This is a genomic window from Vibrio sp. 1-Bac 57 (assembly GCF_037546855.1).
GTDB lineage: Bacteria > Pseudomonadota > Gammaproteobacteria > Enterobacterales > Psychromonadaceae > Psychromonas.
The window spans coordinates 149,089-166,773 of sequence record NZ_JALAAC010000006.1; the positions used below are offsets into that span (position 1 = coordinate 149,089).

Annotated in this window: 17 protein-coding genes; 4 read left to right on the forward strand and 13 right to left on the reverse strand. The window is 36.8% G+C overall.

What is annotated here, in order from left to right; translation table 11 throughout:
* Positions 1-154 precede the first annotated feature (154 nt).
* Together MT391_RS05900 and MT391_RS05905 are read right to left on the reverse strand one after the other, a co-directional pair.
* On the reverse strand, positions 155-1,780 hold the full coding sequence (locus MT391_RS05900) for a methyl-accepting chemotaxis protein (RefSeq protein WP_499497198.1): 1,626 nt from the start codon (positions 1,778-1,780) through the stop codon (positions 155-157).
* Positions 1,781-2,060: 280 nt separating this feature from the next.
* The gene (locus MT391_RS05905; RefSeq protein WP_166369938.1) at positions 2,061-2,639 is read right to left on the reverse strand and encodes a phosphoribosyltransferase; all 579 of its coding nucleotides are present in this window, start codon (positions 2,637-2,639) and stop codon (positions 2,061-2,063) included.
* Between the two features lie 119 nt (positions 2,640-2,758).
* On the opposite strand from MT391_RS05905, the gene MT391_RS05910 reads away from it, so the two are divergent.
* Entirely contained in the window at positions 2,759-3,352 is a 594-nt protein-coding gene (locus tag MT391_RS05910) for a phosphoribosyltransferase (protein ID WP_299664184.1), read from the forward strand.
* 212 nt (positions 3,353-3,564) lie between these two features.
* Here MT391_RS05910 and MT391_RS05915 read toward each other — a convergent pair whose 3' ends face one another.
* The 5 genes from MT391_RS05915 to MT391_RS05935 form a co-directional block, all read right to left on the reverse strand.
* A complete protein-coding gene (locus tag MT391_RS05915; protein WP_499442261.1) occupies positions 3,565-4,521 on the reverse strand; it encodes a sensor domain-containing diguanylate cyclase in 957 nt (318 codons plus the stop codon).
* A gap of 465 nt (positions 4,522-4,986) precedes the next feature.
* Positions 4,987-5,439, reverse strand: coding sequence for a hypothetical protein (locus MT391_RS05920; protein ID WP_499442263.1), 453 nt, complete (start codon positions 5,437-5,439; stop codon positions 4,987-4,989).
* 100 nt (positions 5,440-5,539) lie between these two features.
* Positions 5,540-6,367, reverse strand: a complete 828-nt coding sequence (locus MT391_RS05925) for a hypothetical protein (protein WP_499497199.1) — start codon at positions 6,365-6,367, stop codon at positions 5,540-5,542.
* Positions 6,360-6,992, reverse strand: coding sequence for a sigma-70 family RNA polymerase sigma factor (locus MT391_RS05930; RefSeq protein WP_499497200.1), 633 nt, complete (start codon positions 6,990-6,992; stop codon positions 6,360-6,362). Before MT391_RS05930 ends, MT391_RS05925 begins: the two co-directional genes overlap by 8 nt.
* 43 nt (positions 6,993-7,035) lie before the next feature.
* Positions 7,036-8,862, reverse strand: a complete 1,827-nt coding sequence (locus MT391_RS05935; RefSeq protein ID WP_499497201.1) for a vWA domain-containing protein — start codon at positions 8,860-8,862, stop codon at positions 7,036-7,038.
* A 303-nt stretch (positions 8,863-9,165) separates the two neighbouring features.
* On the opposite strand from MT391_RS05935, the gene MT391_RS05940 reads away from it, so the two are divergent.
* Positions 9,166-10,362 (forward strand): MFS transporter, encoded by a 1,197-nt coding sequence (locus MT391_RS05940; protein ID WP_166369926.1) that lies wholly within the window; start codon positions 9,166-9,168, stop codon positions 10,360-10,362.
* A gap of 86 nt (positions 10,363-10,448) precedes the next feature.
* Here the strand turns inward: MT391_RS05940 and MT391_RS05945 are convergent, their stop codons facing one another.
* Together MT391_RS05945 and MT391_RS05950 are read right to left on the reverse strand one after the other, a co-directional pair.
* Entirely contained in the window at positions 10,449-10,862 is a 414-nt protein-coding gene (locus tag MT391_RS05945) for a GFA family protein (RefSeq protein WP_299664171.1), read from the reverse strand.
* A gap of 91 nt (positions 10,863-10,953) precedes the next feature.
* Positions 10,954-11,355 carry an NUDIX hydrolase gene (locus MT391_RS05950; protein WP_499442270.1) on the reverse strand — a complete coding sequence of 134 codons (402 nt, stop codon included), beginning with the start codon at positions 11,353-11,355 and terminating at the stop codon, positions 10,954-10,956.
* A gap of 152 nt (positions 11,356-11,507) precedes the next feature.
* Between MT391_RS05950 and MT391_RS05955 the strand changes: the two genes are divergently transcribed.
* Complete coding sequence (locus MT391_RS05955; protein ID WP_499497202.1) at positions 11,508-12,296, forward strand: hypothetical protein; 789 nt, start codon at positions 11,508-11,510, stop codon at positions 12,294-12,296.
* Between the two features lie 127 nt (positions 12,297-12,423).
* On the opposite strand, the gene MT391_RS05960 is transcribed toward MT391_RS05955, so the two are convergent.
* The 4 genes from MT391_RS05960 to MT391_RS05975 form a co-directional block, all read right to left on the reverse strand.
* A complete protein-coding gene (locus tag MT391_RS05960; RefSeq protein WP_499497203.1) occupies positions 12,424-13,071 on the reverse strand; it encodes a LysE family translocator in 648 nt (215 codons plus the stop codon).
* Between the two features lie 169 nt (positions 13,072-13,240).
* The gene (locus MT391_RS05965) at positions 13,241-13,771 is read right to left on the reverse strand and encodes a redoxin domain-containing protein (protein WP_166369916.1); all 531 of its coding nucleotides are present in this window, start codon (positions 13,769-13,771) and stop codon (positions 13,241-13,243) included.
* 168 nt (positions 13,772-13,939) lie between these two features.
* Positions 13,940-14,515 carry a YceI family protein gene (locus MT391_RS05970; RefSeq protein WP_166369914.1) on the reverse strand — a complete coding sequence of 192 codons (576 nt, stop codon included), beginning with the start codon at positions 14,513-14,515 and terminating at the stop codon, positions 13,940-13,942.
* 504 nt (positions 14,516-15,019) lie between these two features.
* The gene (locus MT391_RS05975; RefSeq protein WP_166369912.1) at positions 15,020-15,652 is read right to left on the reverse strand and encodes an SGNH/GDSL hydrolase family protein; all 633 of its coding nucleotides are present in this window, start codon (positions 15,650-15,652) and stop codon (positions 15,020-15,022) included.
* A 536-nt stretch (positions 15,653-16,188) separates the two neighbouring features.
* On the opposite strand from MT391_RS05975, the gene zwf reads away from it, so the two are divergent.
* Positions 16,189-17,685, forward strand: a complete 1,497-nt coding sequence (zwf, locus tag MT391_RS05980; protein ID WP_499442278.1) for a glucose-6-phosphate dehydrogenase — start codon at positions 16,189-16,191, stop codon at positions 17,683-17,685.

The following is a 17,685-nucleotide window of genomic DNA, read 5'->3' on the forward strand; positions in this document are numbered from 1 at the left end:
TTCATCATGCATCTTCTATTATCTATTGCTCTCTTATCGCACGCTAACGATCAAAACCTATAAGATGGGTACGCTTGCGTTAGTTACTAAAAGCCCCGTCACTAAAACAGTGACAGGGCTTTGATTGGAGAATGATAGTATGAAAGTTAAGTGACTAAATAGTAAAGTAGTCAGTATCTTTTTTCAGGCTCTTGGCTAAATTCTCAAGCAGCTCAGCTTGGTTAACATTATTTTTCAATGTTTCACTCGTTTCTCGAGACATAACCGTTATCTCTTCCATTCCTTGTGCCACGTTATCAATGGTAGCAACCTGTTCATTGGTAGCGCCGACAACCTCTAATACCTTAACTAACGAATCATCAGCCTGGCGTTGAATATCATTCAATAATTCATTTGCTTGATGGGTCAGTGTTAACCCTTTTTCTACTTGCGGTACCGTTGTTTCCATTGCAGTAACAGAAGCTTGCGTATCACCCTGTACTTGATTAATCATGGTTTCAATTTCCCCCGTTGCCTCACCTGTTCTTAATGCCAGTTGGCGAACTTCATCGGCAACAACTGCAAACCCTCTACCAGTTTCACCAGCTCGGGCTGCCTCAATAGCTGCATTTAAAGCTAAAAGATTGGTTTGATCTGAAATACCACGAATAACATTAATAATTTCGCCAATTTCACGGGTTCTTTCTTGCAATACGTTAACTTGTGTCACTGTCGCTTTTACAGTATTAGAAATTTTTTCAATTTCAGTGGCAACATTTTGAACCGCTTCTCGACCTCGTTTTGATAGCTCAACCGTAGCTTGAGAATTACTTTCAGTTTGTTTCACGGTATCAACAACATTGTGAATACTATGACTCATAGAATCGAGATCGTTTTTGGCATGATTAGTTTGCACAACCTGTTTATCAGCGGCATGCAGTGCTTGCAACGAGCCAGCGGTTACAGATATTGCACGTTCTGATAACTCAGCCGAAGAAGCCACAATACTATTCACAGTCGTTTTTAGTTGCTGTTGCATCAAACCAACCGATGCCAACATGCTATTTGGACAACATGAGTTTATCTGCCCCGTCAAATCACCCTTTGAAATTCTAGCCACAACTTTAGCCGCTTCCTGAGGATCGCCGCCCACTGACCGCCTAACTTGAAAACTAATGCGATAAGCAACCGCTAAACCTATTACCATCGCAATACTGGTTAATATAATCATCCAGCTCTGAAACGAACTCGCAACTTCACGAACTTCCTTAGTGGCCTGTTGGTTAACCTTTTCCTGATAATCAATAAATTCGTTGATAATACTCAGCCAGTCTACAAATGCACCTCTTGCTTGGTTAAGTAAGACATCATTCGCTAATACAATATTGCCACTTTGCTTAGCGCTTATCACTTGCTCTATCAAAGGCATAGTTTTCTGTTCAATTTGATTAATCGAGGTATAAATGCGTTTTTCTTCTGCGCTAACATCCGCAGACGACATTTGTGATTGCATTTCTGCAGCAGATTGTTGATAGAATTTATCTAGTTTTTGTATATTAGCAATATCGGTATTTAATTCACTTTCGTTTCTTGCAAACACAACATCTCGAATCGCAATCGCTCGGTCGTGAACACTGCCTCTAAAATTAATAGCATAACGCTGCTTAACCGAATTGACATCTGTCATTTCACTGATCGTAGCATCAATAAAATTAACCCTATGTATACTGATAGCGGTTAACACTATCATCATCAAAATCACCACGCCAAAACCAATAATTAAACGTAAATTGATAGTCATAAAGTTCCACTCTGAAATAGTATAAGATTTTAAATTAGACACTTAGCCTAGTCTGCAATCTCCAATTATGCCACTTTATGTTAGTCGAATATCGACAATTAAAAATCCAATGGGAGTTTTGTTTATTATTTAGCCTTTATCATTGCAGATGCAATAATCAATAGGGGGTGAGACGACCGGTTTCGCTATAGAAATAGCAGCTATATGTTTGATATAAAACCAGTGTTTAACGTAACACTGGTTTGTAGGATAGTTGTTTATGGAAAAAGTTTTACCGAAACTACTTATCTTCAGCAGGAAGGAAATCTTTGATAATTTCATAGAGGCGCGGACGTTGCGCAGCAATTTCCTGTGCACATAAACCTTCAAGAGAATGCGGGTATTTTAACCAAGCATCGGTTTCATGAATATAATAATCTGGCACACGGTTGGTTAGATTACGTGATGGTTTGTAATATGGCACCGCCACTCTTACATCTTCAGGCATGTTAAGTCTGGTTTTTCTTTGTAACTCTTGAATTATCGCTTCAATAGAACGACCTGTGTCAAAAACATCATCCACCAATAATAATTTATCGTGATGTTGTAAGTTTTTAACTAAATAGTTCAAACCATGTACACGTACTTCCTTTTGCTGTTGGTCGATGGCAGCAGCATAAGAAGACGTTCTGATAGCAATATGATCCGATTGAGTTCCGTGTACGGCTAAGAACTCCTGCACCGCAATACCAATTGGCGCACCACCACGCCAGATAGCAACAATAAAAGTAGGTTTAAACTCACTGTCTAAAATTTTACGCGCTAAAGCATAAGAATCTTCTAATAGGGTTTGTGCGGTTAAATACTGTTTGTCTGACATGTTATTTCCCAGTAAAACATTTAAAGATAGTGCCACTAAAGATTGAATTAAAATCTTGTTTATGTTCTAATTTTTCGATAAATTATTTTGTAAATTTAACACATTAAGTTGGTAATTTCTTGGCTAAATACAGTGAAAAAATCTTTTTAGATGAAGACACGCTAATCGAAGAATCCTTTCAATTAGCAACGCAAATTATGGCAAGTGATTTTAAGCCAACCTTTATTGTTGGCTTATGGCGCGGTGGTAGTTCGGTAGGTATCTATGTGCAGGAGTGTTTGCAAACATTAGGTGTCAAAACTGACCATATCTCTATCCGTACTTCCTACGGTGGTTTTGATAGTTATCATGATCAAGATAGTGTAAACCAACCTATTCATGTACATGGTTTAACTTACTTAGTAAAACAGCTAAATGCCGATGATAAGTTACTGATTGTAGATGACATGTATCGCTCTGGTAAAAACGCTGATGCGGTAATCAACGAGCTTAAAGTTAGACTTAAGCGAAACATGCCTTCTGATGTCCGTATTGCAACCGTATGGAAAAAAGCATCATTACCGGAAAATATAGGCCCGGACTACTTTGTTAATCAGACCGATGATTGGGTTGTATTTCCCTATGAGTTACAAGGGTTATCACTTGAAGAGATCAAAACTCATAAATCATTTGCTTTTAACCATATAGATGCTAAATCATTTGTTAAAAGTTAATTTATGAAGCGTTAATAAACGAGCATTAATACTCAAATATTAAGAACTGCTTACTACTAAAGGACTAATATAATATTGGTCCTTTTTTATTTGTTGCTCATAAAGTATTTAATTAAGAAGTGTTTAGTGAAAGTAGTTCGCAGTTAAAAAATTTAGCTTAAAGTTTTCATATTACATAGAGTGTATTAGCTACGCATTCAAAGCACTAAGCTTTACCTTTTTGCACCTTTACAGACATACATTTGCTGATCTGCTTCTGATAATAATAGGTCTATGGAGCTATGTTTATTAGGATCAAACTCAACAAAACCCGTTGAAAACGAAACATTACAGCGCATTTCACTTTGTTGCAGGTAATCTGATAGCGACTGCTTAAAGTTAACCATTATTTTTTGTGCCTCTCGCTGTGAAGCATTGTTTAAAAGTAGTACAAACTCGTCCCCAGCAAGCCGAGCGACAATATCTGAATCACGAAATGAGCGGTTTAATAAAGCAGCAAATGAATGTAATATTTTGTCTCCAACTGCGTGCCCCAAGCTATCATTAATAACCTTAAAATCATCCAAATCTAAATAAACAAGTGTAGAAGTAAACCCGTTTCTCTCGCTTAGCGTTAAACTATTTTGAGCTAATGAGATAAAACCACGTCTATTTAATATTCCAGTTAGTTCATCATGGGTGGCCATTTGTAATGCAGAAAGCTCATGTTCAACGGTCGCCGCTAAATCTTTTAATGCTGCAATATCTTGATCATCAAAGTCCCTTGCATGATTGTCCGCAATACATAAAGTACCGAGTCGGTAACCCCCTACTACTAAAGGGCATCCCGCATAAAACTCTACATTTGGCTCTTCAATAACTAGCGGATTATCAACAAAACGATGATCGTTGCTTGCAGATGGAACAACTAAAACTTCACTATCGAGAATTGCATGGCCACAAAATGAAATATCACGCGACACTTCAGTTGCCTCGATACCAATACTAGACTTAAACCACTGCCTATTTTCATCAACCAAAGTGACTAATGCAATGGGTACATTAAACATACGCTTAGCCATTCTCGTTAGCCTATCAAAACGTTCTTCAGCGGGAGTATCTATGATCCGTAAGCTGTGAAGTACCTCAAGTCGATTTATTTCGTTAAATGGAATATCTGGCTGTTTCATTAAATAGTCCTAGTGATACTAATCAAAACTTGAATTCAAGTAATCAAGTGCGCTATTTCACCTATTAAAATATAGATCACTTATTAGATATGATTCGTATAATAAGTTAAGGCATAGCTAAAAAGTGACTTCACCATTAAAAGCACTACTTTATAGGTACATCCATAATTGTATTGTAGTCAACTTGGGAGGAATATTGCAAAATATATCTTCTTATTGTCATCAATGTGAGTTGAAGCATAATTAGGAAACCTCTGCACGGACTAATGAAATCTAAACTTATTTTTTCAATATGTTGCAAATAAACCTTGTTATAGACTTTTGTGCAGTTCAAAAAGGTTTGTATTGGGCGGGATCCATTCAATAAAAAGAGCAAGATCATACAGACTCGCTTTATTGAATGAAGTTAAGAAGAATGGCTGTTCGTTATTTTTACTACTGTAGCTATTGAGACTAAAAAACTGGTTATCTAAAGCGGATCAATACGTCCATTTTAGTAGACATAGAGGCACTTAAAGTTTGTTTTTGGTCAGTTGCTAAAATTACCATGCCATTATGCTTTGCTATATTTTTGAATAAATTATTAAGATCAAAACCGATATCGCGTTGATGTGAATTTTTTACTATCGTTTTTTTATCAAATAATAAATCAGACTGTTCAAATAATAAGATATTACGGCTTGTTCTAGCATCAACAAATAATTGGTCAACTTGTTCATTTGAAGCTTTATCGCTGATCGCAGTAGAGTGCTGCACAATACTTTTTGTAATAGCAGCTAGTTCTGCCGTAGCAGCACTAATCTCAGCATCATCCGCTCCATTTACAGTAATCAAAAAACGTGTTTTATGGTTTACGATCTGAGGCATATCATTTAAAAAACGGTGATAACTCTTACTTTGATAATCTACTATTAACATTTATATTCCTATTTACATTGTCATTTTTCTGCACCTAGTTTAACAGCTTATTTAATCAAAGGATCACAACTATTTCATATTGCATTACTGATTAAATAAGTTACTTGGATTCAGACAATAAGGCTTCATAACTTATTGTTAATTCTTTTGTCATTTCTGGGTAATTAGTTAATAACTCGTTAAAAAGTCTGTCTGCTTGTTCTTTTTCATCTTTATCCAAATACAACGCAATTTGCTGCAACGTATTAGTTATGTTTAATTTCTGGCTCTTTGTTGCTACCGAACGATCTACCATTAAGTTTTCTTTAGCATTATTTATACTGTCAGAGTTATTAGCACTATCAGTATTGAACTGAGGGGCTTCCTGCGATAGGCGTTTAGATTGCATCATGATCTTATTTCCAGCCCTTTCCATTAAAGCTTCAGACTCTACTTGAATACTTTTTCTTTGCAGTAATTGCTCTTCAATTTGCTGCTGCTCTTGCATTGAGGTTTTATCTGACATTGGCGCTATGCTTTGCATTGGCTGTAAATTTTGTAAGTACAACACGCCCACCAAAACTAACGAAGCAGCCGTTGAAAGCTGTCCATACCATGTTTTGTAAAGAGGTTTCTTTTGAGGAAGCTTATTTGGAGACTCATTGGTGGTGCTATTTTTTATGGTGTTATGGTTTATCAAATGCTCGGATAATGGTGTTACATTATTTAATCTAGAGTCAATATCAGTCGAAGAATTCTTATTCGGTTTTGACTTATCTAAGCCTAGCCTTGTTGTTGCTACCGTTGTTTCCTCGACCTTTTGCTCAGTGGCATTAGTTTGTGCTTCCGCTAATGTTAAAATTTTCGAGTTCAAGTCAGTACTCGGCTGCTCTTTTGCACCTTGATGATAAAGGGATATAAGGTCGTGATCAGTTAATTTATCACTCATAAAATTTCCTCATATTATGCATCACACAATGCTTTAATTTATTTAATCCATAACGAATGCGACTTTTAATACTGTCATGGGACTCGCCAACTAATAATGCAATTTCATTCACCGCAAAACCTGATTCATGCTTAAGTAAAAAGGCTTCTTTTTGCTCTCTCGGCAGTTGCTGTAAACACCATTTAACCTGTTTTATCTGTTGCGTTGCATAGATATCATCCTCGACAGTAGTATCTGTTGTATCCGATAGAAAATTTTCGCTTGATTGACCACTTTGATCAAGTTCACCATTCTCAACTACTGAAGGATGTTCTATTTGCTCTACATTGGTCGAGAACACTTTCTTTTGGGAGGTATGACGTCGGTAATAATCGATTAATTCATTATGTGCAATTCGGTATAACCAAGTACTAAATTTACTTTGCACTTGATAACTAGGGCTGGCTTTAATCAATTTACTCCAGACCTCTTGATATAATTCTTCTGCTAACTCAGGTGTTGACACTTGGCGTAGAAAGTATCGATAGAGGCTATTTTTGTGACGAGTGTACAGCTGACTAAAAGCCTGTACATCGCCCTGGGCATATTGTTGCATCAGCATTTCATCTGCGATCCCTGTCATCATATCCTTAATTACCATTACCCTTTTATAATCTGAATCCAAGACCTTATTGTAAAGCATCTGCTGTTCTTACTAGCTGAATGAATTCAGCTCGGTAACCAAAAAGATCTTCACCTTTACTCTCTAAGGCTAATTTTATGACATCTTGATACTGCCATTGCCCAGTGTATTTTGCACCTTTTAATAGTTGTGCAAAACCGGCAACTGCACTAGCAAACTTAAAGTCATCACTTGCTGCTGTCGGTTGGTCTTCGAGCATCACAGCTTGAGTTATTAATTGACTAACTTCGCTATTAGGCTGTTTGTAACGTACTTTCACAAATGCTAATTCTTGGTTGTTTGGCTGATTTTGAGACTGACCTTTTAGTGAGTCAGTTTGATAACGCGATGCATCTATGTATTTATGATGTGTGTTACTTAAGGTAATTTCATATAACGCAGTAACCCTATGACCGGCTCCTAACTCAGCCGCGTCAACCTTATCATTATTAAAATCTTCACGGGCTAATAAACGATTTTGATAACCAATTAATCGATATTCAGCAACTTGCTGTGGATTAAACTCTACCTGAATTTTCACATCTTTAGCGATTATCTGCATGGTACTACTGATTTCATCAACTAATATTTTGCGTGCCTCATTAATATTATCAATGTAGGCATGTTGACCATTTCCAATCTGCGCTAATTGCTCCATCAATGCATCATTATAATTCCCCTGTCCAAAACCTAAGGTTGTTAAAGCAATGCCTGACTCACGTTTTTTGGCGATCATCTCTTTTAACTTATCAATTGATTGAGTACCGACATTAAAATCGCCATCGGTAGCTAATATCACTCGATTCACGCCCCCTTCTTTATAGTTTTTTTGTGCTATTTGATAGGCAAGTTCAATACCTTGTGCGCCATTGGTTGATCCACCCGCAGCTAATTTGTTAAGCGAATTAGTAATCGTTTGTTGATCACTTCCAGCGGTAGCTGGCAATACAACTCCTGCAGCACCGGCATAAACCACAATCGCTACGGAGTCGTTTCCATCAAGCTGCTTAGTCAGCATCGATAAACTTGTTTTAAGCAAAGGTAATTTATCTGCGGTATTCATTGATCCAGAGACATCCAATAAAAATACTAAATTAGCAGATTTTAGGTCAGATTTTGCTATCTCAAATCCCTTAATACCTATTTTTAATAATTGTCGTTGATGATTCCAAGGAGCATTAGCTACTTCCGTATGTACTTTAAACGGACTATCGATATCGGTAGGTGCACGGTAATGATAATTAAAATAATTAATGAATGCTTCCTCACGTACTGCATCTGTAGGAGGCAACTGTCCATGATTAATAAAACGACGCATATTACTATAACTGCCACTATCAACATCAATTGAGAATGTAGACAATGGTTCGCTTTTAACCTGTTTAACAGGGTTTGAAAGTGAACTTAAATAATGCTCATTATTATCTTGTGTAATGGTAGATTGTGTAATGGTAGATTGTGTAATGGTAACTTCTGGATTGGTTATTGGTGGCTCAATCATCTTCGATAAAACCGTTGAATCGACTATTGCCATATCACTTAACTGCATGGATTGAAGGCGAGATTGTTTATGCATTAATTGATCTGCATGCGACTTGGCAGCTTGGGACTCAGCAGCTTGGTATAAGGCGGCATCTTCAATCGCGATTTTTTCCAGCTCAAGGAATTCAATAGGAGCTGTTTTTTCGTTGCCCTTAACATTCTCTTTCACATTGCCCATATTGGGTTGATTACAGGCAGTTAAAGTACATAAAATAGCGCCACTCAATACAGTTAAACGGTATTTTTTCATGCTATGAGTTGCTTGTGAGCTTTGTTGTAAGTTGTTCATCATATTATCACCTTTAATATCACTTTTTATGTCAATAGACGTTTCATCAACCTCTGCGATTGATGGTTAATAAACCTTTGTTATTGATATAAACGGATGACTTGTAAAAGTGGGGTTAAATAAAAATAATTTCATACAAGCAACAACAAGCAGATTTTTTATCTGTAGCTATGCATTAAATCTCTACTTAAATAACCATTATTTTAAATCATTTTTACTCAACTATTTAGTGACGATTAGATGCGTTTAATTACTATTATCTGTTATCATCTGCGCTCTTTTTTTTTATAATAATAGAGTCTGATTATGCATTCCATTTCGCCTCAACGGTCCCGACTTGCTTCTGCTATTCTAATTATTGGTATTTTATTTATTGCCGCTAATTTACGTGCGCCAATTACCGGTATTGGCCCAGTGTTAGATCAAGTTATTAATAGTTTTAATCTAAGTGCTTCTCAAGCTGGTATGTTAACCACATTACCTTTACTCGCATTTGCGATTGCCTCACCTGTGGCCACTACCTTAGCCAAGAAACAAGGTCTTGAAATTTCACTATTTATTGCATTGTTATTGATTGGGTTAGGGTTAAGCTCTCGTTTGATTGATTCGGTGATATTGCTTTACATTGGCACCGCGATAATCGGTGTTGGTATCGCCATTGGTAATGTTTTATTACCCAGTTTAATTAAACGTGACTTTCCACATAAAGTAGCAGTGATGACTTCGGCTTATGTGCTAGCAATGGGTATTTTTGCCGGAAGTTATTCAGCACTGATTATTCCACTTGCGGCTTATCAGGATTTAGGTTGGCAGATTGCTTTGGCTTGTTTTGGATTAGTCACCTTATTCAGCGCACTTATTTGGTTACCGCAATTAAAATTACATACCAAACCCACTAAAGACCTCACCCAAGCACTTTCGCCAGGAAGAATTTGGCACCATGCCTTAGCGTGGCAAATAACACTATGTTTAGGACTGAATTCCTTCTTTACCTACATAATGATTGCGTGGTTACCCAATATATTGATGGAAGGTGGGCATGATGCACAGCAAGCGGGAGTGTTACATGGCACTTTTCAACTTGCTTCTGCTGTACCCGGGATCATTTTGATTCCCCTGCTATCAAAACTAAAAGATCAACGAGTGTTGGCGTTATCATTAGCGATATTAGGTTTTATATGTGCATTAGGATTATTGTACCTACCGGAATTTGCTTTTGTTTGGTCAATAACAATGGGGTTTTGTTCAGGTGCTATTTTTATCCTCGGACTATCATATATTAGTTTACGCACCCATCATTCAGGACAAGCAGCCTCACTATCGGGAATGGCGCAATGTATAGGCTATCTACTAGCAGCGATAGGACCAATGCTTGCAGGTTTATTACATTCTCAATTTGATAGCTGGACTCCAGTATTGTGGTTATGCGCATTATCCAGTTTATTATGTGGTGTTTTTGGTTATTTGGGTGGGCGTAACATCACCTTCAATGAACATCTTTAATCAGATTGGATTAATATAATACAAGCCCTAACTTATAGAGCTACCATCAAGTTAGATATAGGTTTAGGCTTGTAAGTAAAAGTATTTTATTTAGGTATTGAAGTCTCAAAGGCAGGAATATCCGCTAATGCCTTCAACCATGGAGCTGCAGAACGACACCATATTTGTGCTTTTGGCGTCAACAACTCACGTTGTTCAATCGCACCTAGGCGTAAACCATAGATTTTATCACCCTCACCGACCGATGTTGCATACAATGTTGTTGCACAGTTTTCACAAAAACCTTGCGCTCGCTTATTACCACTTTCAGCTGTCTTAATGTATTCTTTGGGTTTTTTTCCGATAAAAGTAACTGCATTGGGTAATGACATTACCGCACTTCTAAAAGGTCCACTGGACATCACCTGACAATCACTACAGTGGCAACTTACTACTTTAGTTTCATCTATTTCTGCGTGGTAAACGATATCACCACAGTGACACTTTCCTGTAATTTTCATAATATTTCCTAACTAATCTTATTTGATGGAAACTATTAAAACAGATCTTCGCTTAAAAGTATCTGTATAAAATTTGCAAAAAAACAATGTCTTATTGTATTAAATTCTGATTCTTAAGCCATTGCATTACTTGAATAGATCCCAAGGAACAACGCGATTTATTTTCAAAGTCGATAAATGCGATCTCAGCTATTTCAGATTGAGCACAAAGCTGTCCTTCAAAATCAGCAAAATAACAGGTTAGTTTCACAACCGCTTCAGCCTTTTCGCCATCGGCAGGTGCTTCAAATGTGCCGGCGTATTGAATCGAGTCGGCTATGATATCAACAGAAACTTCTTCTTTTATTTCCCTAATCAATGCTTGTTGATCAGATTCACCTATTTCGCGTTTACCACCGGGTAAATAAAAAAGACTTTTATCTTTAGAGCGTGCATTAAGTAATTTCCCATCAACGATCATCAACCAAGCAAGCTTATCGATTACTTTTTTCATCTTATTGCCCATTAATTATTTTTGATTCGCTACTTTACACGCCAAGGTTAAAAATATCTAAAACTCCCTTCACGTATAGTGCTTTTAAATCATTATGATCAATGCTATAAACTAATTTAAATATAAAATTAAGATACTTAAAAGGACTTATTGTGAAAAAAATATTATTACTAACTTGCCTACTCCTATCATCAAAAAGCTATGCTTTGGAGCTAGCTAAATATCCTATTGAACTCAGTTCAAGAGAAGGTGTTAATGTTGTTATCGCACCGACAACAGATAAAAAACAAGCATTAATAAAAATAACCGGTATTAATCATGAGATTGACGGCATTACATTTCTGACCGATTTTAAGCCTCATGGAAGTAATAATGCTTACAAATATACCTATGATGGTACCGAGCGCGGCTTAGTCAGTGTGGGAGACAGTTATGGTTGTTGTTCGTACACACTGTATATACCGGATACCCGTGACGGCATGTATTTATCAAAAAAAAAACAGTCTGATCCAGTTATAGTCGCCGATTTAAAAGCGCAGTACGAGCAGCAATTAAAGCAAGGCACACAAGCTAAACTGGCTACTTTTAATCGTCAGAAGCACCTGAATTATCAGCAACAGAAAGTCGCTGAAGCCAATACTGATATTAATAAACAGTGCGGGCTAGCAATAAAAACAAACGTGGAATGGACTGCTATCGATGATAAAACATTGCAGCAATATGCTGTAGGTGCTTTTTGTGCTCAAGTTGCCGAGCAAATGGCTTATATGTGTAAAAATGATCAAACCTTTAAAACTCAGTTTGCACAATTTAATAAAATTGAATGTGAATTTGGTAATACGCTAAAACTACGTCAAAATAATAAAACTCTAACCTTCAAAACTGCGCCTAAAGCACCTAATCAAGGTAAGTTTATTGAAGCCTATTTACTCAATTTATAGTTATTAGCTTTTAGCTTATAGTTATTATTAGTACTGATTCAGTTGAGGTTAATTGTTTAGTAAAACCGACCTCAACTGAATGCTTTAAAGAATCAGTATGCTCATTACTGCTCGAATAGTTTTATACTTACCCTTTCCTATCGAATCCAGCAGAAGCCGCTAATGCGCCGCCTAATGTAATAAACACACTACCAACAACACGGTTAACAATGTTCATGGTACGAGGCTTAGCTAATAATGGACTTATTTTGGACCCTAAACCCGCATACATAAACATAGAGCTACAATCGATTAAAAACCAAGTGCTGGCTAATACAATATATTGTTCAACTTGAGGTAATTGTGCATCCATAAAACTTGGGAACAAAGCGATAAAAAACAGCAGATCTTTAGGGTTACTAATACCAACCATAAACCCTTTACGAAAAAGTGTAACACTGGAATAAGAGACTAATTTAGTGTTTATTGTAGTCTCAGATGGAAGGTCAATTTTACCTTCTTTCCATGCACTCCAACCTAAATAGATCAAATACAGCGCACCAAGCATTTTGATAACAAAAAAGAGATGTTCTGAAGCGGCCAAAATAGCGCCAAGTCCAATTGCTGAAATACTCATCAAAATAAGAGCGGCTATTGCACCACCTAAAATAGTAGGGATTGTTTTCTTGTTGCCAAACTTAACACCATCAGCAATACATAATAGCGCCGATGGTCCAGGGCTGAATATCAATATACTAATCACACTGATATAAACTAACCATGTACTCCATTCCATAAAGACCTCGTTAATAATAAGCTTTATAGGCTTATCAACTAAAATAATAGCAAACAGAAAAATAAAAAGACTAAAACAATAAGGGCTAAAAAAAAGAAAGTGCTTTCTTTTATTTTAGCCCTATTTTTCTAGTTTAAACTAATACAAACTATACCGTTATACTCGTTTATTAATGTGTTCCACGAATTGGATAATCATTTTCAGGCGCTTTAATAAACTCTAACCCACCCGCTAAAACAGCTAAATCAGGTCGACTGAATGGACCATTTGAAATATCTACTAGCTGTACTTGGCCTTTAGTATTAATAACAAACAAACCTGGTTCAGCAAAAGCATGATCCGTCTCTTTTTCAGAACGAGGGTCTGAAATATAGACACCCAAAGCTTTCATTTGCTCAATGCTCAAACCATGGTAGATAGGAAAGCTTATTTCTAAAGCAGGTAATTGCATTTCAAGCTGTTCTTTACTGTCTGCCGAAACGGCAACAATTTCTACTCCGTTAGCTGCAAACCTTTCTTTATAAGTTTCTAATAAGTTCAGGTATTTAGTACATAATGGGCAATGCTTTCCACGATAAACTACCACCATTCTCCAATCTGCATTTGCACTAATCTGGCTGATATCAACCGCTTCACCGTCAATACTTGTAACCACGGTACTCGGAAATAGCGCACCAGCTTGCATTGTTGAATGAGTCATTATATTTCTCCTAATTAGTTAAATTCTAAATTGTAAAATTTCAAGATTTACGTTGTTATAAACAACATGAAAAAAGTCGGTTATGAATCAGTCCATATAGACTTTGTAATTCAATTCAATAACCAACTGTTTGCTTGTAACGATAAGTAGAACGGAATTTCGACGTTTTTATTGCACAAAGATGAGGTTAAATGTTACCGGAACGGCAGTACTAATTGATGGCAGCTTAGCAACTTCTCGCAATTGCTCGATGCCTTTCTCTAATCCAAAACTACTTGCATTAATAACAACCGGTCTTATCGAGCTAACCAATAATTTTCCATCATTGAGTTTAACCACTTGTACTTCGTTTGATACTTCCTGTGAAGCCCCATGCAAGTCGAGGTCTAACTTAACGGTTTCAATATAGCTATCGCCTACATTTAAGTGCGCAACTTTCTCTATATCAATAGCACCGCTAACTTTTGCTTTTGAAAATGTTGATGTTTCAAATAACATCGCTTTAACTCTATCATTACGAATACCAATATTCGTTTCTGCACTAGTAAGATCAATATTGAGTTCAACTGCGCCAGTATCGCTAATAGCGCCAGTGAGCTTTTTAAAATGATGTACTTCCGCCGTTTGTGAACTTTTTACAGAGACAAAATTGACGCTAGATTCATTCCCTTGCAGTTGCCATTTTGCAAAAGCACTAGGTGATAAAAAAACAAGTAGCAATGCGATGCTCGATATAATTTTCATGAAAAACTCCATTAATTTTTAATTATGATAAAAAAACCTACAGACACCATCGCCTCAACATCTTTGTTAAGTTGCATAATACCGATTGTAATCATTGAATCATGAATTCAACACAATAAGTAAAAGTCCATATTCACGGTGGATATGCGACATTAATATTGCTATCAACGTGCGCGACCACAATATCAAAGATAATTATTTAATCAAACAGTTAAAAAATGTCGGCCAATTGAAAAATAAGTCTTATTGAACAAATTTATAAAAATTGATAGAGGTTGTTAACGGTTGAGGGCTATCGGATTCTGTGGAGAAGTTTAGCAATCAGTAAAAAGCGACAACTATAAATTACAATCGAACAGCTTGGCCTAATAGCATGGTGGGGAAGTGGCACTCTGATTAACACTAAATCATGAAAAAACAGCGCCACTCTTTTAGTCGCTTCTATCAAATGATTAAGATTTAATAGCGAACCTTACTAGCGAGTGTTAATAGTGAGGGACTGCGCTAGATATCATGACTAAAAATAGCTTGAATCACTGGCACTAAGGCATTAGCAAAAAGTTTATGTTGCTCTACATCCCAATGGATTCCCTCTTTATTACATGAGGTAACGACGCTACCAGCATCAAAGAAGCTACACCCTAGTTTTTCTGCGCTACGTTGATAGTATTCTGCTAAGGATAAGGATTTAGCAGTCCCACCTGCAAACATATCAGCGAATTCACCAACCTCATAAATAGGAGGAGGAGAGATCAATAAAACTTTAGGTGCCTTTTTTTTACAAGCAGTGTCAAATTTATGTACCGTTTCAACTAACACAGACACACCACGTGAAATGTCATCGGGAGACAGGCCAAAACGATGCTTTAAATCATTGGTACCGAGCATGATCAGCACCAAATCAGGCACATGAGATTCTAAACATGGACGTAAATATTGCAGTCCATTTCGGCCAGCATTAAAAGGGTCATCATGCACAGTTGTACGCCCAGGTTGCCCTGCCTCAATAACTTCAAAATGAGCAGGAAGCGCGTTTTTTAATAAGCTTGTCCACCTTTCAGTTAAATCATAACGTCGATTCTCATCGGGTACTGTTCCCCAAGTATTTGAATCACCAAAGCATAGTATTGTTTTCATCATTATCACCGTCGTCATTTTATAAAATGAAATTCATTAATCATACCCGTTATCATCCAAGATGCAAAAATCAGCAAGAAGAGAATTGAACAAGTTCAATGCATAAGGTGAAGATATAGGCTTGAATATATAACGTTTAAAATAAATGACTTACAAACCTCCTGCCACGAAAATGAAGATAATCACCTTGCGGCTCGCTAACTCGAAAACCAATACTGCGTTATAACATTCGATAAGGATTGACTATTGTTGTCATGTTACGTCTTGTCCGAGGCCCGAGTTAGCGACTGAATAATGTATATTGATTGGTAAGGAGTATATGTTGATAATAATTTATTATAAAAAAGATCCTTGCTAAACAAAACATGTTTAGAATATGGTGTCTCAGTAAACAGTCTATAGAAGCAAAACTTTATGTTTTAAACAGTGTCCATATCATTGGCTGTTAATCAAACACAAAAATGAAATCTATATTCGCGATAACCTAATAATCAGATTTTTTAATCTTTTTCGCCTATTTAAATAAGGATAGATTAATGTTAACTCTTGATAATAACTGCATTGTGATTTTTGGCGCATCTGGCGACCTGACACAACGCATGTTAATACCCGCCCTTTTTAAGCTTTATATGCTAAAAGAATTACCAACCTCATTTGCTATTATCGGGGTCAGTAGAAGTGATTATAGTGACCAGAGTTTTCGAGATAAGTTAATTAAGCATATCGAATCTGACCCTGATGTTGATCAAGCAGCACTGGATAAATTCTCTAAACACTTATTTTACCAAGCGATAGATCCTGCTAAAGTAGATCAATATGCAGTCCTTAAAGAGCGTATTGAGTCCTTAGAGACACAATTAGAAATACCAAGTAATACCCTCTATTATCTTGCAACACCACCTAGTCTTTACTCCGTCATCCCTAAAAATCTTGCTGCGCATGGCATGAATAAAGAAGATAACGGATGGAAACGCTTAGTTATTGAAAAACCCTTTGGTTATGACCTTGAATCTGCAATAGAACTGGACAAAAGCTTATATCAAGACTTTACCGAAAAACAACTTTATCGCATAGACCATTACCTAGGCAAAGAAACAGTACAAAACATGTTAGTTTTACGCTTTGCAAATAGTATTTTTGAACCTTTATGGAATGCTAAATATATCGATTATATCGAAGTCACTGGCGCAGAAGATTTAGGCATAGGAACACGTGGAGGTTACTACGATAATTCTGGTGCAATGCGCGACATGATCCAGAATCATTTATTACAAGTGATCGCAATGGTCGCAATGGAACCGCCAGCAGTGATTAACGCCGATTCAATGCGTGATGAAGTTGTCAAAGTTTTGCAATGCCTAAAACCTCTCACCGACCATGACCTAAAACATAACCTAGTGTTAGGGCAATATACAAAATCACATGTGCGTGGTAAATGCTTATCAAGCTACCGAGAAGAAGAAGGTGTACCTAATGATTCTCGTACTGAAACCTATGTAGCATTGAAGATGTTTATCAAAAATTGGCGTTGGGACGGAGTGCCATTTTATGTACGTACCGCTAAACGCATGCCTACTCGTGTTACTGAAGTAGTTATTCACTTCAAAAAAACACCACATCCGGTTTTTTCAGCAAACCCACCAGATAATAAACTGATCATTCGTATTCAACCCGATGAAGGTACTTTACTTACTTTTGGTTTAAAAAAACCAGGGTCTGGTTTTAACACCGAGGAAGTTTCCATGGACTTCCATTACAAAAACTTAAAAAACACACAACTATTAACCGCTTATGAGCGCTTATTATTGGATGTTGTAAAAGGTGATGCGACCTTATTTTCTAGAAGTGATGCCGTTCACGCCTGTTGGCAATTTGTGCAACCTATTCTTGATTATAAAAAACAATCCTTTGATCTTTACGGTTATGCCGCAGGGACATGGGGGCCGATTGAGGCAGAAGCGCTGTTTGAAAAAGATCAAACATGGCGTTCTCCTTGTAAGAATTTAACTGATACTGACTACTGTGAGCTTTAA

Excerpts from the sequence above, each read along its gene's own strand:
- MT391_RS05950 (WP_499442270.1), bottom strand. The coding sequence starts at position 11,355 with ATGAAAAAAGTAATCGATAAGCTTGCTTGGTTGATGATCGTTGATGGG.
- MT391_RS05935 (WP_499497201.1), bottom strand. The coding sequence starts at position 8,862 with ATGATGAACAACTTACAACAAAGCTCACAAGCAACTCATAGCATGAAA.
- MT391_RS05960 (WP_499497203.1), bottom strand. The coding sequence starts at position 13,071 with ATGGAATGGAGTACATGGTTAGTTTATATCAGTGTGATTAGTATATTG.
- MT391_RS05905 (WP_166369938.1), bottom strand. The coding sequence starts at position 2,639 with ATGTCAGACAAACAGTATTTAACCGCACAAACCCTATTAGAAGATTCT.
- MT391_RS05930 (WP_499497200.1), bottom strand. The coding sequence starts at position 6,992 with ATGATGACAGGGATCGCAGATGAAATGCTGATGCAACAATATGCCCAG.
- MT391_RS05940 (WP_166369926.1), top strand. The coding sequence starts at position 9,166 with ATGCATTCCATTTCGCCTCAACGGTCCCGACTTGCTTCTGCTATTCTA.
- MT391_RS05920 (WP_499442263.1), bottom strand. The coding sequence starts at position 5,439 with ATGTTAATAGTAGATTATCAAAGTAAGAGTTATCACCGTTTTTTAAAT.
- MT391_RS05915 (WP_499442261.1), bottom strand. The coding sequence starts at position 4,521 with ATGAAACAGCCAGATATTCCATTTAACGAAATAAATCGACTTGAGGTA.
- MT391_RS05900 (WP_499497198.1), bottom strand. The coding sequence starts at position 1,780 with ATGACTATCAATTTACGTTTAATTATTGGTTTTGGCGTGGTGATTTTG.
- MT391_RS05970 (WP_166369914.1), bottom strand. The coding sequence starts at position 14,515 with ATGAAAATTATATCGAGCATCGCATTGCTACTTGTTTTTTTATCACCT.
- MT391_RS05945 (WP_299664171.1), bottom strand. The coding sequence starts at position 10,862 with ATGAAAATTACAGGAAAGTGTCACTGTGGTGATATCGTTTACCACGCA.
- MT391_RS05975 (WP_166369912.1), bottom strand. The coding sequence starts at position 15,652 with ATGAAAACAATACTATGCTTTGGTGATTCAAATACTTGGGGAACAGTA.
- MT391_RS05925 (WP_499497199.1), bottom strand. The coding sequence starts at position 6,367 with ATGAGTGATAAATTAACTGATCACGACCTTATATCCCTTTATCATCAA.
- MT391_RS05965 (WP_166369916.1), bottom strand. The coding sequence starts at position 13,771 with ATGACTCATTCAACAATGCAAGCTGGTGCGCTATTTCCGAGTACCGTG.
- zwf (WP_499442278.1), top strand. The coding sequence starts at position 16,189 with ATGTTAACTCTTGATAATAACTGCATTGTGATTTTTGGCGCATCTGGC.